At 41.3% G+C, this 15,689-nt stretch carries 13 protein-coding genes; 11 read left to right on the forward strand and 2 right to left on the reverse strand.

All coding sequences use genetic code 11. The annotated features are described in order from the left end of the window. The first annotated feature begins 878 nt into the window (after positions 1-878). From HY879_07975 to HY879_08025, 11 genes are all read left to right on the forward strand, one after another. Positions 879-1,799 carry a sulfotransferase gene (locus HY879_07975; GenBank protein MBI5603279.1) on the forward strand — a complete coding sequence of 307 codons (921 nt, stop codon included), beginning with the start codon at positions 879-881 and terminating at the stop codon, positions 1,797-1,799. A 61-nt stretch (positions 1,800-1,860) separates the two neighbouring features. Next, positions 1,861-3,909, forward strand: a complete 2,049-nt coding sequence (locus tag HY879_07980; GenBank protein MBI5603280.1) for a glycosyltransferase family 39 protein — start codon at positions 1,861-1,863, stop codon at positions 3,907-3,909. A 34-nt stretch (positions 3,910-3,943) separates the two neighbouring features. Further along, positions 3,944-4,597 (forward strand): adenylyl-sulfate kinase, encoded by a 654-nt coding sequence (gene cysC / locus HY879_07985; GenBank protein MBI5603281.1) that lies wholly within the window; start codon positions 3,944-3,946, stop codon positions 4,595-4,597. A gap of 6 nt (positions 4,598-4,603) precedes the next feature. Then, positions 4,604-5,137: a dTDP-4-dehydrorhamnose 3,5-epimerase family protein gene (locus tag HY879_07990; GenBank protein ID MBI5603282.1), complete on the forward strand. Its 534-nt coding sequence runs from the start codon at positions 4,604-4,606 to the stop codon at positions 5,135-5,137. Next, positions 5,134-6,075 (forward strand): NAD(P)-dependent oxidoreductase, encoded by a 942-nt coding sequence (locus HY879_07995; protein MBI5603283.1) that lies wholly within the window; start codon positions 5,134-5,136, stop codon positions 6,073-6,075. Before HY879_07990 ends, HY879_07995 begins: the two co-directional genes overlap by 4 nt. Beyond that, positions 6,050-6,997 carry a glycosyltransferase family 2 protein gene (locus tag HY879_08000; GenBank protein MBI5603284.1) on the forward strand — a complete coding sequence of 316 codons (948 nt, stop codon included), beginning with the start codon at positions 6,050-6,052 and terminating at the stop codon, positions 6,995-6,997. Before HY879_07995 ends, HY879_08000 begins: the two co-directional genes overlap by 26 nt. Before the next feature lie 34 nt (positions 6,998-7,031). Next, complete coding sequence (locus tag HY879_08005; protein MBI5603285.1) at positions 7,032-8,108, forward strand: radical SAM protein; 1,077 nt, start codon at positions 7,032-7,034, stop codon at positions 8,106-8,108. Then, entirely contained in the window at positions 8,108-8,890 is a 783-nt protein-coding gene (gene rfbF / locus HY879_08010; GenBank protein ID MBI5603286.1) for a glucose-1-phosphate cytidylyltransferase, read from the forward strand. The genes HY879_08005 and rfbF overlap by 1 nt, the downstream gene beginning before the upstream one ends. Next, positions 8,853-9,890 carry a GDP-mannose 4,6-dehydratase gene (locus HY879_08015; GenBank protein ID MBI5603287.1) on the forward strand — a complete coding sequence of 346 codons (1,038 nt, stop codon included), beginning with the start codon at positions 8,853-8,855 and terminating at the stop codon, positions 9,888-9,890. Before rfbF ends, HY879_08015 begins: the two co-directional genes overlap by 38 nt. Before the next feature lie 21 nt (positions 9,891-9,911). Further along, entirely contained in the window at positions 9,912-10,691 is a 780-nt protein-coding gene (locus HY879_08020) for a glycosyltransferase (GenBank protein MBI5603288.1), read from the forward strand. Beyond that, a complete protein-coding gene (locus HY879_08025) occupies positions 10,688-12,145 on the forward strand; it encodes an undecaprenyl/decaprenyl-phosphate alpha-N-acetylglucosaminyl 1-phosphate transferase (protein MBI5603289.1) in 1,458 nt (485 codons plus the stop codon). Before HY879_08020 ends, HY879_08025 begins: the two co-directional genes overlap by 4 nt. A gap of 3 nt (positions 12,146-12,148) precedes the next feature. Here HY879_08025 and HY879_08030 read toward each other — a convergent pair whose 3' ends face one another. After that, a complete protein-coding gene (locus HY879_08030) occupies positions 12,149-14,110 on the reverse strand; it encodes an O-antigen ligase family protein (GenBank protein ID MBI5603290.1) in 1,962 nt (653 codons plus the stop codon). Further along, entirely contained in the window at positions 14,103-15,674 is a 1,572-nt protein-coding gene (locus HY879_08035; protein MBI5603291.1) for an AAA family ATPase, read from the reverse strand. The genes HY879_08030 and HY879_08035 overlap by 8 nt, the downstream gene beginning before the upstream one ends. Positions 15,675-15,689: the final 15 nt, after the last annotated feature.

The following is a 15,689-nucleotide window of genomic DNA, read 5'->3' on the forward strand; positions in this document are numbered from 1 at the left end:
AAAGGGCTTATTACCTCTTTGGTTACCAACGGAATTATTAATGATGGAAAGCTGTTCGCAAATTTGATGAAGGCGGGATTACAAACTTTAGTATTTTCGTTGGACGGTTCAGAGGCCGCTATTCACGAAAAATTTCGCAAAGGCTGCAAATTTAAAAATACCATCGAGGCGGTAAAAAATGCGGTTGAGATTAGGAACCGGAATAAATTTAAGACAAAAATCGCAACCAATACCGTGATCAATAACACGAATATCCCGGATTTAAAAAATATCTATCGTTTGAGATCTTCCCTGGGGGCGGATAATAATTATTTCCAACCCGTCTGGCCCCTTGGGGAGAAGAAAACCTATTCCGAGCGTTATGACATTAACCATTTAGAATTTAATCAATTATTATCGGTAACCAACGAGTTGAAGCAAATCCCTCAAGGCAATTTGTTCAGCTATTATGATCTGATCCCTTTTCTTTATCAAAATATTGAAACCATTTTCGAAAAGTTGAGTTGTTACGCCGGGAGGGCCTTCGTTCATGTAGATTCGAATGGAATCCTTTTCCCTTGTTCCCCTTTGGATAAGGAACCAATGGGCTCTTTATTAGAGGATGAGATTGGGAAAATAAGGTCCAACGGAATCCTAAAAAAAAGAATCGAAGCATACAAGCGATTTAATTGCGGCGGATGCAGCATGGCTTGTTATCTTGAGAAGAATATCCTTTTATCTAAGTTACAAAGCCCTATTCAATTATTAAGAAGAATAAGATAAACCTCAGCCCTTGGTTAATAAAAAAGAGACTAACCCACCTGTTTTAACTAACAGACCGAATTTTTTCGAATTTTATCCTATCCAATACATATACATAAGAATCCAAAATAAAGGTTATGAAAGAAAGTTATAAAAATCCCAATTTTCTAATCGTCGGGGCTTCTAAGAGCGGTACTACCTCTCTTTGGCATTATTTAAAACAACACCCCGAGGTGTTTATGTCGGTTCCCAAAGAGCCTTTATTCTTTGTCTCTTCCTATTATCAATCCCTTAATCCAAAAGACCCCAAATTCAAGGTATTAAAAAATGATTTAAAAACATCTCCGGATGAATACCTCGATTTATTTTCTGGAGTAAAAAATGAGAAAGCGATCGGGGAGGCATCAGTGCCTTATTTGTATCATTATGACCTGGCGATTCCAGCAATTAAAAAACATATCGGGGATTGCAAGATTATCATTGTTTTGAGGAATCCCGTTCAACGAGCTTTTTCTGCTTACACTTTTTTGTTGAGAGATCTTGAAGAATCAAGGTCTTTTGAAAGTTGCCTGGAATTAGAAGAAAATAGAAAAAAAAATAATTGGGCAATGATCCATTTTTATAAAGGAGCAGGCATCTTTTATCCTCAGGTAAGGGCTTATCTCGAACATTTTAAAGAGGTCAAGATTTATCTTTTTGAGGAGCTAAAGAACCATACCCGGGAAATCGTTAAAGACATATATGCTTTTTTAGGAGTAGATACTACGTTTGTTCCAGATGTGAATACCAAACATAATATTTCAGGCGTTCCCAAAAATATGTTGATTCATAAGGTTATAACCGAACCGAATGCGCTTAAAAATTTTTTACGGCCGGGCATAAGGTGGTTGATCCCTGAAACGAAAAGAAGAAGGTGGATAGAAGGGTTAAGGGAGAAAAATTTGGTTAAGCCGGAAATGAAACCAGAGACCCGGCAAGAACTGATCAACTATTTCCATGATGATATCTTAATGCTTCAAGATTTAATTAAGAGGGATTTGACCCATTGGTTGAAATAGATCCATACCTGAAGATATTTCGGTTGAAGATAGAGATCAAGAAACCGAATCGAAGATTTTAATGGCCAAGAAAGAGAGTATTTTTTTGACCCTAATCTTAGGGGCCCAGTTCTTTTTTTTACTGATCATATATAAAAGCGGTTTTTCAGGGGCGTCCGGGGATGATTTTTTCCGTGCCTTGATTACTTATGAATGGAAATACGATCCTTTTTTGTTTTCAACCGCTTTCGGGGCCATGTCAGTGCTCTGGTTTCCTACCCATTTCTGGATTACAGGGAGCCTTTATACCCTCACCGAAAATCTGATTTTTTCCATGGTTAGTACAAGTATTATAGCCAATATTCTGGGACTGATTTTCCTGTTCTTTCTGGCTAAAATTCTTTTTAATTCCATTACCGCTTTCCTAACTCTTCTTTTGGTCGCTTTCTTACCTTGGCAGATTTGGCTTAGCCTTTCCATGACCGAGATGATCTATTATTGTGCCGCCCTGATCGGTGCTTTTTTATTTTTTCTTCTTTGGCAAAAAGAGGAAAGGTTTTCGTGGCTGGTGACCACTTCCCTATTTTTTCTAATAGCCACTATGTTTCGACCTGAGGGATGGATCTTTGCAGGCCTTTTTACCCTTTGGATATTGCTGGATTATTTCCGGAAAAAAGACAACCGCCCATTATCCCTGAAAACAACGGTTTTAGCGGTAACCTTATCGCTTTTGTTTATTTTTGTTTGGCTTTTACATAACTGGATGGAATATGGAGCCCCTGTTTATTTTTTAAAATTCAGTAAAACTATCATCCAAACTCATTTGGGTTTACACGGGATGGCGGCTCAAATCAAAAATCTTCAATATCCCTTTTTGATGTTTCTGATTTCCCCCCCTTTATTTTTAATAACCCTTCTGAGTCTCTTTTTTTCCTTTAAAACATTTAATCCCGACCAGAAAAAGTATTTGTATTTGGTTCTCAGTCAGTTGTTGCTCATGATGATCGCTTCGGTTTATGGGGTGGGAACCAAGGCCGCCCCCCAGCGATATGTTCTGATTAACGTTGTCTTATTGGCCCCCTTTGCTGCTTTTTTTTTAAGCCAACTCTGGGAAAAGAAATACGGTAAGAATCTATTAATCGGGATGGTATCGATATTGTTGTTGATCAACTGTTTTAAAGCCTTCCATTTTTCTTCCCGCTATCAAAATACGGCGAATGTCGGGAAATATTTGAAGACTTGTTTTGAACAAGGTCAAATAAGATCAGAAGAGCAAATATGTTCGGAACTCACCTTTCGAGTGCTTAACAAAAAGATGAACCTCCCCGAACAGGAATATTTGGTCCTTTCAAGTGAACATGCCGCCTTGGCCGCCTACTCGGAAAAGCCGGGCAATTTTTTATTTAACATAGTAAAACAACGTCAAAAAATAATAGATCAAACGGCCTTGCCCCTTGATACGGGGACGCTATCGAATTTGTTTGAGATTAACCAATTTTTAGCCAAGAACCAGGTCACCCGGATTGTTCTTAAGGACAGGGAGCTGATGGAACTGATCCCCCCTGGATATGTTATTGAAAAAATGATCGGAAATTATACTGTCTTTGCAAGAGATCGGATATCTTTTTCGGCCCAGGAAGAGGATGTAAAGAAAAGGCAATACATCGCGGTAAAACGGAGCATGGGAACAGGGATTTCCCTGCAAGGATACCGGTTTGAAAAAGGATGGTTCCCGGATAACCTTACCCTTTTCTGGAAAATGAACGAAGGGTTTGATTTCAATAAAAAATACAAATTAAATATAAGCTTTCAATTTATTCCAAACCCGGAGATAACCTTTGAACGGCATATTACCCCTATATTTAATCTTAAAGCCTATGCTCCCAGAGAACAGCCTGGCATCATAGAAGATTCTATTCCCTTATATCTTCCTGAAAAATTTCCTAATGGGAAGTACCGCCTAAAAATATTTTTTGAGAATATGAAAGATTCTAAAGAAAAAACATTTTTTGAAGAAATCGATCTGCCTCCTATTTTCCTGATCTACTCCAAAAGAGAGGTCCTTAAGGATATTATTTCACGGGGGAGATGGGATTTGGATCTTTTAGCCAAGACACTCATCACCTTATAAATTCAACCTGTTGATGATCATTAAAAGGATATAAATGGCCGGCTTAATTCAAGTAGAGAATAGGGATATACTGCTTTCGGAAAAAAAAGAAAGAAATATTGTTTGGAATAATGGCTATATTACAAAAAAAGATCGTATCAAGAGAAACAAACACCAAAGTGGTCTATTATGGTTTACCGGAATTCCCTCCTCCGGAAAATCCACAATTGCTTACCAGTTAGAAAAGATACTCTTTAAGAGGGGAATTTTTTGTTATGTGCTAGATGGTGATAATATCAGACATGGGTTAAATGAGGATCTTGGATTCAGTCCTGAACATAGAAAAGAAAATATTCGAAGAATTGTTGAAGTAGCCAAATTAATGGCGGACGCGGGTGTTTTGGTACTGGCTGCATTTATTTCTCCTTATCGAGAAGACCGGCAATTTATCAGGACAAAATTTCATGAGGGAATTTATGGGGAAATTTATGTAAAATGTTCTCTGGAAGAATGCGAAAGACGTGATCCAAAAGAGCACTACAGACAAGCAAAGATGGGCCTTATAAAAAACTATACTGGGTTTTCAGCGCCTTATGAAGAACCCCTCAACCCGGATCTTATGATAGATACTACCCAAAATTCGGTCCAGGAGTCGATTTCCAGCATATTGGAATGGTTGGATAATAAAAAGTTTTTAGGTGAGAAATAGAAAAAAATGGAAATTATAAAGGCGCCCTTGGAAGGTGTTTTTTATGTAAGATTTGCTCCGATAGAAGATTTCCGCGGTTCTTTTTCAAGAAGTTATTGCTATGAGGAATTAAAACAAGTCGGCCTTATAAAAAAAATAGCTCAAATAAATCATGTGATTAGCCATAAAAAAGGAACCATTCGAGGGTTACATTATCAGATTTCACCCAGGGCGGAGGTCAAGATGATGCGTTGTTTCCTGGGTGCTCTTTATAATGTGGTCATTGATCTGAGGCCTGAATCCCCCACGTTTTGTCAATGGTTTGGAATAGAACTATCTGCTGCCAATCAGATGATGTTAATTGTTCCTGAAGGTTTTGCCAATGGCTACCAGACGTTGGCGGATAAAACGGAGGCATTTTACTTTTCTACGGAATTTTATGCTCAGGAATATGAAAGGGGTATTCGCTGGGATGATCCACTGGTTAAAATAATTTGGCCTGTTTCCGATCCAATTGTCTCCTTGAAAGATAATTCTTTTCCGGATTATCACACCAAATGAAAGGGGCAAAAGTCTTAGTGACAGGGGCGAATGGGTTTCTGGGTGCCCATTTAGTTCAAAAATTATTAAAAAAAGGGTATCAGGTCTTGGCAGCTCACCGTCCCGATTCCAGTTTGCAGCGTCTTAAACCATTCCTCAATGAGGTCGAACAGGTTGAACTGGAATTAAATGAAAATCCATCGATCAAAAATGTATTTAACAGAAATCGCCCGGAGATCGTGATTCATTGTGCCGCCTATGGCGTTAATTATTCCGATCAAGATATTAAAAAAGCTTTATCGGTTAATGTGTCGGGTACATTGGAACTTATTAAAGCGGCGAGCCATTTTAATATTTCCCGTTTTCTCCATATCGGTTCCTGTTTTGAATACGGGGATAAAAAATTTCCGGTTAAGGAAAGTGACTTATTAGAACCGACAGGTATTTATGGCGCCACCAAGGCTTCCGCAACTTTGTTGGCTATGACCCTGTCCCGACAACTATCCGTTCCCTTGGCCATTATCAGACCCTTCGGACTCTGGGGACCAATGGAAGAAGAACATCGTCTGGTTCCATTGGTAATAAAATATTGTTTATCTAACCAGCCCTTACCATTAACAGGAGGTAAACAGATACGCGACTATCTTTATGTGGAAGATGCCGCTTCTATGATTATAGCCCTTGTCGAAGGTTCCGGATTTCCCTCTTATGAAATAGTTAATTTAGGGACCGGGATTCCTGTTACCTTGAAAGCTTTTATTCTTACCATTGCCGGGCTATTTCAAAAAGAACATCTGATGGGTTTCGGCCGGATACCTTATCGTCCGACTGAAATGTGGTACCTGGTCGCAGATACCACCAAGTGGCAACGATTAATAGGGGAATACAAACGAACAACGATTGCCGAGGGGATCGAGAAAGTTTTAATTCATAATGGAATCAAGGATGAAAAAAATTAGTATTGTCGTTCCGGTTTATAACGAGGAGGAAAATATACAAACCTTATATGATCGAGTCGACAAAATTTCTAAGTTGTTAATCGATACCTATGAATTCGAATTTATTTTTACGGATAATCATAGTGAAGATAATAGCTTTTTTATATTAAAACAATTAAGCGAGATCGATCCGCGGATTAAGATCATACGATTTTCAAGAAATTTTGGATATCAACGCTCCATTATCACCGGATATTCCTTTGCTTCCGGGGAAGCGGCTATTCAATTGGATTGTGATTTACAGGATCCGCCTGAGCTTTTGATCGAATTTTTAACCTTGTGGGAGCAGGGATACCAGGTCGTTTATGGGATACGAAAAGAAAGAAAAGAAGGGTGGATTATTAATACCACCCGCAAGATATTTTATCGCCTCATCGATCGTATCAGTGCCGATAAACTTCCCCATGATGCCGGTGACTTCAGATTAATTGATCGTTGTATTATCGATGAACTAAAAAAGATCAGGGATGCCAGTCCTTATATAAGGGGATTAATTGCTTCATTAGGCTTTAAACAGATCGGCATTTCTTACAGCCGAGAGGCCAGAAAGGCAGGAAAAAGTAAGTTTAATTTATCCCATTTATTTCAATTGGCCATAGACGGAATCGTCAGCCATTCCGTCATCCCTCTTCGAATGGCTACCTATCTGGGGTTTTTGATAACTATCGGGGCACTACTCTTAACCCTGGTTTTTATTTATGGGAGGTTTTATGGGTCAGGAAACTGGCCCCGTGGATTTGCAACGACTACCGTTCTTATCTTATTTGGGATCGGTTTGAATGGATTATTCCTGGGTATTATCGGAGAATATCTGGGGAGGATTTACCTTCAAATCAAAATCAGACCGTTAGTTATCATTGAAAAAACCATTAATATTCGTTAATCCGTTTTAGAGCGTTCTCTATTTGCCATCGCTAATGCATTCATTTAAAAATAACTTAGTCCGATCTTATAATCTCTACAAACAAATCATTTCAAAACCTGATTTTAAGAAAATCACCCGCATTAATTTCGCTGTTACTTATCGTTGTAATAGTCGTTGTAAAACCTGCTCAATCTGGCAAAAATATCGGAAAGAGCCTGGCCTTTTGAATGAAGAATTGGATTTTACCCAGATTAGGGCGTTTTTTGATCAGGTTCCTTATTTTACCTGCCTGGATGAAATAAATTTGACCGGAGGGGAACCCTTTTTACGTCCGGACTTCATTGTTCTGTATCGGTATTTGAGGAATAAATTTCCCCGGACCAGGGTAATCATTAATAGCAACGGCCTGGAGTCAATTAAGGAATGGGATCTGGATGCAGAAGATATGTCTCAGACTATCCTGGTTTTTTCTCTTGACGGCCTGGGAAGTATCAATGATTCCATTCGTGGAATAAAAGACAGTTATGAAAAAGTCATGAAAAACATCATGGCTTGCAAAAAACAATATTCCGCTCTTAGAATCGGGATAAGTTTTACGATATTGCCTGACAACTACAGCGAATTAAAGAAGGTTTTCCAATTGTCCAGGGAACTGAAACTATCGTTTACCATGAGATTCGCCAGTAAAAGTGAAATGTATTATAATAATGTCCAATTGAATACGGAATGGACCCCGGAGCAGTTGGAAAGGGCGGAGGGTCAAATAAACTCTATTATTAAAGAATTAACCCGTTCGAGAAGAATAAGAAACCGGTTTTTTGATCTGGATATCTTTTTTTATTCCAAAATGGTCCATTATCAGAAAAATCCAGAACGACTGTTCCAATGTTTTTCCGGGACTCAATCTTTTTTTTTGGATCCTTATGGAAATATTTTTTCATGTATTTTTTCGGATTTCCCGGTCGGCAATATTAAGACCACCCCCTTTGAAAAAATATGGAATTCTGACCTAACGAAAAATAGTAGAGAGGATATTAAAATGAATAAGTGCCATTGTTGGACTGAATGTGAAACACGTCCTTCTTTAAAAAGAAATATATTCAAGTATAAACACTATGGAGAAAAATGATGGAATCTTGCAAAGTCGTTATATTATGCGGAGGTTTGGGTACGCGATTGAGAGAACAAACGGAATTTATGCCCAAACCGTTGGTCGCCGTTGGAGGACGTCCTATCCTTTGGCATATCATGAAAATTTATGCCCATTTTAACTATAATTCATTTATTTGTTGTCTTGGGTATAAAGGGGAGATGATTAGACAATATTTTTTAAACTATGCTTATATGAATCAAGATTTTACCATTACGTTGGGAAAGCAGAATAAAAAAGTGGTATTCGATGGGGAAATTGAGGATTGGTCGGTGAGCCTCTGCGATACCGGTGTGGATACCATGACCGGAGGCCGGATTAAAAGAATTGAAAAGTATGTGGATACTGAAAATTTTTTGGTCACCTACGGCGATGGCGTGGCCGATGTTAATTTGGAGGGTCTGGTCAGGTTTCATATTCAAAAAGGAAAAATAGCCACCATTTGTGGCATCCATCCGGTATCCCGATTCGGAATCATTGAACGCACTCCGGAAGGGATTGTTGAAAGGTTTCGGGAAAAACCCAATCTGGACGGGATTATTAACGGAGGGTTTTTTGTATTCAACAAGAAAATATTTGACTATTTGGATGAATATTGTATTCTGGAAAAGGAACCCATGGAACAACTGGCCCGGGATAAAGAACTCTCGGTTTATGAACATAATGGGTTTTGGTTTTGTATGGACACGTACAGGGATTTTTTAGAATTGAATGCCATGTGGAATGATAACAAAGCCCCTTGGAAAATATGGAATGAATAAATCGAATGTTTTAATTACTGGTTGTACCGGACTGCTGGGCTCTTGGCTGACCATCAGATTGGTCGAAAAGGGCGCCAATGTCATCGGCTTGGTCAGGGACCTTATCCCGAAATCCAATCTTTATTTATCAGGTTTTCATAATCGGATAGAGGTCGTTCGGGGGACCCTTACCGATTATGAACTGTTGTTAAGAATTATTAACGAATATGAAATAGAGACTATTTTTCATTTGGGCGCGCAAACGATTGTCACCATAGCCAATCGATCGCCCCTTTCTACTTTTGAATCCAATATTAAAGGGACCTGGAATCTGTTGGAGGCCGCTAAACAAACCGGAATTGTAAAAAAACTGGTCATCGCCTCGAGCGATAAAGCTTATGGGGATCATGATCAATTGCCTTATGATGAGGATTATCCACTCCAGGGGAGACATCCTTATGATGTCTCAAAAAGTTGTGTAGATCTTATCGCGCAGTCTTATTATGCTACGTATAAAATGCCTATTGCCATTGCCCGATGCGGAAATATTTACGGGGGAGGAGATCTGAATTTTAATCGAATCATTCCAGGAACCATACGCTCCCTCTATTATAATGAACGACCGATTATTAGAAGCGATGGAACACCTCGCAGGGATTATCTTTATGTGGAAGATGCGGTTCAGGCCTACCTCGCTTTGGCCAAAGGATTGGATGACGAAGAACTCTGGGGACACCCCTTTAATTTCAGCAGCGAAAATCCGGTTACCGTCTTAGATATGGTCCACAAAATAATCAACAGTTTTCCGAATGGTGGTCGTACGCCGGAGATTATCGGGAAAGGCAAGCAAAAGGCCGAGATTCACGAACAATTTTTGTCCTCAAAAAAAGCAAAAAGACTCCTGAACTGGCAGACAGAAAATTCTTTAGAAAAAGGAATAAGCGAAACGATAAAATGGTTCATTCGTTTTTTTGATAATGATAAATACTTCAGCCTTAGACCTACTCCAGGAGACATTTGAAGATTTAATAACCCTCGTATCATGTCTCTTCTTGTTTCGATAATAAGTCATAACCAAGGGAATTTTGTTTATTCGCTTTTAAAGGACCTTCAGCAATTCTGCCCCCATCAGGAGATGGAGGTGATTGTCACTTTAAATTGCAGGGAAAAAATATCTTTTGCTGAAAGGGATTTTGATTTTAAACTGGAAATTATTCAAAATACTCGTCCCAAAGGATTCGGGGCCAATCATAATGCCGCCTTTAAGTTAAAGCCCTCCGATTTTTTCGGGGTATTAAATCCTGATTTAAAATTAACGAAAGATCCTTTTCAACCTCTTATGGCCCGATTAACCGACAGACAAATTGGAGTAATCGCCCCTCTTATATTCAATGAAGACCATTCAATTGAAGACAGCGCCCGCCGGCTTCCAACCCCTTTCCGGCTTTTGTGGAGAAATTTCAGCGGGGGGAAAAAGGCCAAATTTGATTATGAGATCGGAAATAACTTCCTTTCCCCGGATTGGGTGGCGGGGATTTTCATGTTATTTCCGAGGCCGGTTTTTGCCGAAATGAACGGGTTCGACGAACGTTTTTATCTTTATTTTGAAGACGTTGACCTTTGCAGTCGATTGAGACTATCCGGTTATAAGGTGGTTTTGGATCCTTCGGTTTCGGTCGTCCACGAGGCCCGTAGAGACAGTCATAAAAATATTCGTTATTTTATGTGGCATATTTTAAGCGGTTTGCGTTTCTTTTCCTCCCGGGTTTTTATGGAGTGCCTCTTGAACCGATCGAATAAAATGGTCAACCCCCCGTTATGACTCTATCCCATTTATTTTTTTTCGGCGTGGCCTTAATCAGCGCCCTGGTCATCACCCCTTACATCAGGGCACTGGGTACCCGTTTCGAGATCCTTGATTCTCCGGGGAAAAGGAAGGTACACCAAAAGGAAATTCCCCGTCTTGGCGGTGTTGCAATCTTTATAGCCACCGTATTCCCTTTTCTTTGCTTCTTTTTTTTAGGGGATTCCACGATCCATGAAATCCCTTATTTATGGAAACCCCTTCTGGGGCTATCCCTCGGTTGTCTGATTGTTTTTGGAATTGGGATTTGGGATGATATTCACCGATTACCTCCCTGGCCCAAACTGTTGGGGGAGATTGTGGCGGCCAGCGTCACCTTTATCTTCGGGCTAAAAATCCAACTTCTTTCCAATCCCTTCGGAATGCAATTAGATCTTTCCTGGTTGAGCGGTCCCATTACGGTGTTATGGCTGGTTGGAATAACCAATGCCCTGAATCTGGCCGACGGGATAGATGGATTGGCAGTGGGAATAGCTACTTTTGCCTCGGCCATTCTTTTTATCATGACTTCCTCCAGCATTTATACCTTGGTCCCTTATCTGTCCGTGGCTTTGGCGGGTGCCAGCCTGGGCTTTTTACGGTATAATTTTTCTCCTGCCACCATATTTTTAGGAGATTCAGGTAGCCTTTTTTTAGGGTTTTATCTTGGTGGTCTTTCATTGTGGGCCTCTGAAAAAAGTGCCATCGCCTTTGCCTTGTTTATCCCTATTATTGCCCTCGGAATTCCGATTGTGGATGTGATTTATGCGGTTTTGCGACGTTGGCATCGGGGGGTTCCCATCGGGCAGGCCGATCGTGACCATATTCACCATCGGTTATTGGAAAAGGGGTTCTCCCACCGGCGGGCGGTCTTGATGCTTTATGGGGTAAATTTTTTTCTGGCGGTCCTGGCCGGCTTTTTGCTTTTTACCCGAAATTCTTCGGCCGCCTACGTGGTTGTGGTATTGGGCGCCGGGTTTATCATGGGATCCAGACTCCTGGGGTATTTTAAATTCTCCGGGCTCTTCCAGGACTTGATCACCAGGTGGAAGGATTCTCAAAAGTCCAAGTATCTGGCCTTCCGGACCCGTCTGCTCTGCCGGGTTTTCGAAGAGGAAAAGACCCTGGTCGGAAGGTGGGAACTGGTGGGAGAGCTGTTTGAAGAGATGGGGATTAAGCAGGCCGTTCTCTCACCAGCCCAGACCCCGGACCAACCACTTATCTGGTCTGCCCAAAAACCAGCTGAGGAGCCCAACAGGACGGTAACCTTGAACCTTCCGTTGGCAGGAGAAAAAGGGTCTGTGGGCAATTTAGCGATCATCTGGAGCACTTCCCAGGGTGTGTTTCCTCCCGGCATGAGCAGGATATTAAATGTAATGGTCAATGAATTCTGCCGTGGTCTTCAGACACCCCCTTCTGTTTCCTCTATCTAACCTTCATCCAATCTCCTTGATCATAATTCCGAGGTTACGATCGTCCCGACTCATTTTTAATTTATGAGGATTAAAGGTATAGTCTGTCTCGATTTTCAGGGGTATCCAGTCATTTGATTTTTCCTTGATCGGGATAGTAATCGGAACCCATTGGTCATTTTTAAGGATGACCTCCCGGAAATTTTTCCCCGCCCAGATGCGAACCCTTTGAGGATGTCGGGCTATCCCCGGCAGGGGAGCCGACAAAAAGAGGACCACGGTTTCGTTATGAATTTTAGAAGGGAAGACGGCCCTTTTCCCCATCCAGCGAATTTTCTCCCCTCCAGGCAAGACCTCCCTCCCATATAATCCGGTTTGAAAAACAGGACTTAGGGGCCGATCGTAAATCAGTTTAATCTGGTACCCCAAGGCCAATGTTAACACCAATAATCCCCCCACCAGAAATCCTTTATTCTTTCGATGGCCTTTATCGGAAACCGCCCGGGGATCAACCAGGCTGACCGCCCATCCCAAAATTATCCAAAATAAGATACCCAATGAACGCACATAGGAAACGTTATGGAAAAAACCCAAGAAAAACCAACTCAGCAATGAGATCATCAAAACCATTTTGAGTAGCTGTTTGTTGTCTATAGTCGATTCTCCCCCTGTTTTTTTGATCATTTTATAAATGACCGCAGCCACTAAAGAGACGAAAAGAAGAAATCCGATGGCGCCCTGTTCAGAAAGGGTCTGGAGATAAAAGGAATGAGGCTCGCCGCGAAAAAAACCAAAAACCTTCCAACTTATCTGAGGATCTTGAAAAAATTCTGGAAAAAATGAATAATATTTACCCAGACCTATTCCCAACAAGGGGGAAAATGTGAACATTTGCCAGGCCGTGTTCCAGAGATGGTAACGTCTTTGATCCGGGTCGGAAAAGCCAAGGGCAAGCACTCTTACCAGGAATCTTTTATTCAAGAAAAGGAGGTCGATGAGCACCATACCGCCCAAAAAGAAAAAGGGAATAAGTAATAAAAGCAGGTTGGTTTTATTATTTGTCGAAACAATCTTTGTATAACAAAAAATCAAAAGAAAGGTTTCCAGAAAGAGGACCAGATAGGCACTCCTTTGCATACTGGCCGATAACGCGATCAAAATAATCCCAACCGCGGAGAAATAGATTGTGAAAAAGGGAATTTTCCTCCTGTTTAAATAAAGAAAATAGAAGGGGATTGGAAACAAAATGATCAGGTATTGAGCCAGATATTGGCGATTAAAGGCAAAGACGGAAATGGCATCCTCATGAATACCAGCCAGCGACAAAGATAAGTAGGCTTTTTGTTGGGAAGGCAGTACATTAAAGAGGAAAAGAAATCCTATCAGGCAGATCACAACAGCCATTCCGACCAGCCCCTTCCATATCCCTTCCAGATCTTTAAGGCCTTTTTGAGAAAACAGGTTAAAAGTCAAAACAAACAGCAAGATCCCGCTGAGGTTATTGGATAAGACCCTAAGATGGATAAAGGTGAATTTTTCATGACCGGTCAGCCATTGGAACCCGATATCCTTAAAGGGCGTGGCCCAAAATTCATAATAATATTCTTTGGTGTTAAGGGGGAGGCTGAAGAGACCAGAGAAAGCCAGAAGGAGTAACAGGTTTTTAAAAGGGATTTTAATTCCCCTTTTTTGCCTCCATAAATGCAAAAATCCAATAAGAAGTGTTCCATAAATAATGATTTCAAAGAGAAAGAAATAGGGTTTGTGAGGGGCTCCCAGGAAAAAAGGAATGGACAGAATCATAAGGGCAATTCCATTGATCGGATTCAAGGAGGCGAGCAGAAAGAAGAAACACAAATAGACAATGGCTGTAATCCTTTCCGGTATTTGAAAAAGCAGAACAGCAGCGGAGAGCAGAACAAAAAAAACAATTATCCACAGGGGGGTAAGGGGCCGGAATGGGGTTCCGGTAAAACTTTCAGACATGGGCTTGGCGTTCCCTGATGACCTTTTGAACCAATTGCTCAACAGGATAGATGGTTTGGATCCGCAGAAGGTGTGATTTCACCGGCTCGTCAATGGGGTCAAAGTCCTTACGCTGTTGATTAAACAGTTCCCATCGGCCGTCGGATATTGTCTTAGGATCCTGGACGCGCCGGTCTAACCGCTGTCGAATGATGTTTAAAGGAGCCCGGCATTCAAGGAATTGAATCCGGGCCTTGTTTTTTTCAGCGACTTTCAATAAGTCCAGCCGTTCGTTTTGCCGCTTATACGATCCATCCAGTATAACCGAACGGCCTTGTTTTAACCATTTTTGGGCTTGTTCCCTCATCATTGAATAGGTCCTTCTGGACATTCTCTCCGAGTAAATACCCTTTCCAAAAGATTCTCGTTTCCTGGTTGTGGGAGGAATTCCCTTCAGGGTTTTTCTTATTTCATCCGAACTGAATGACGGCCATCCGGTCTGTTTAGCCAGTTTTTGGGCCAGGGAGGTTTTGCCCGTCCCCATGAGCCCGAAGACCACGATCAGTTGGGTGGAGTCCGTTTTTTTAATATATTCATAAGCCAAGCGGTAATATTTTTTGGCCGATTGGGTGTGCGCCTTCCTTTCGTTGAAAGATATTTCCCCATTATCCGAGGAAAATGAATGGACCTTGGCCCGCACATAAGCCCGGTAGGCTTTATAAAAATTAAAGAGCCGTGGGAGTTCATGGTCTTCTGACCGACGGACATATTCCTTCATCAAGGTTTTTGACAGTTCCGGGTATCCATGAAAATCCAGGTCCATGGACAGGAAGGCCAAATCACAGGCAATATCCGAGTACCGGAAGCGGTGGTTGAACTCGATACAATCGAAAATCTGGACCTTTTTCTCCAGACAGATATTGGCCGAATGGAGATCTCCATGACAGTCCCGGATACGACCTTCCTGAATGCGTTTTTTGAAAAGGTTTTTTTCATTCTTTAAAAAATTCCTGGTTCCGGAGGCAATCCGGTCGTAGGTCCGGCTGTTAATCAATCGTCCTATGTAGGATTGGGTTTGGATAAAATTCTCTTCGGTATTTTTTCTGATGATCTCGATCCGTCCGAACGGGTTGACCCCTTTCCCGGTCCGGGCCTTCTGATAAAAAGGGACCAGTTTCCGGACAATACCCAGGACGTCTTTTTCCTGCACCCTGCCGGCCCGAAGTAAACGATCCATCATCCGTTCCTGGGGCATCTCCCGCATCAAAACAGCATATTCAAGGGCCGCCCCTTTTCCGTTGATAACCAGCCTTCTATTATGGGAGGATATTTTGACCACCCCCAGATAGACATTTTCGGTCAGTCGACGATTGAGCATTACCTCCTGCTGGCAGAAATAACGCCTCCTGGCCAGGGTGGTAAAATCCAAAAAACCAAAATCAACCGGTTTTTTGATTTTATAGACCAGACCGCCGGTTAAAAAAATATGGGAGATATGGGTCTGGAGGTGAGTGATTTTTTCAGGGGTCTCGGGATAGGTCTCCGGGTCCAGCATGGCCTGAATGATTATTTCTTGATCTATCACGATATCACTATTCTT

The organism is Deltaproteobacteria bacterium, assembly GCA_016219225.1.
Classification (GTDB): Bacteria; Desulfobacterota; RBG-13-43-22; order RBG-13-43-22; family RBG-13-43-22; genus RBG-13-43-22.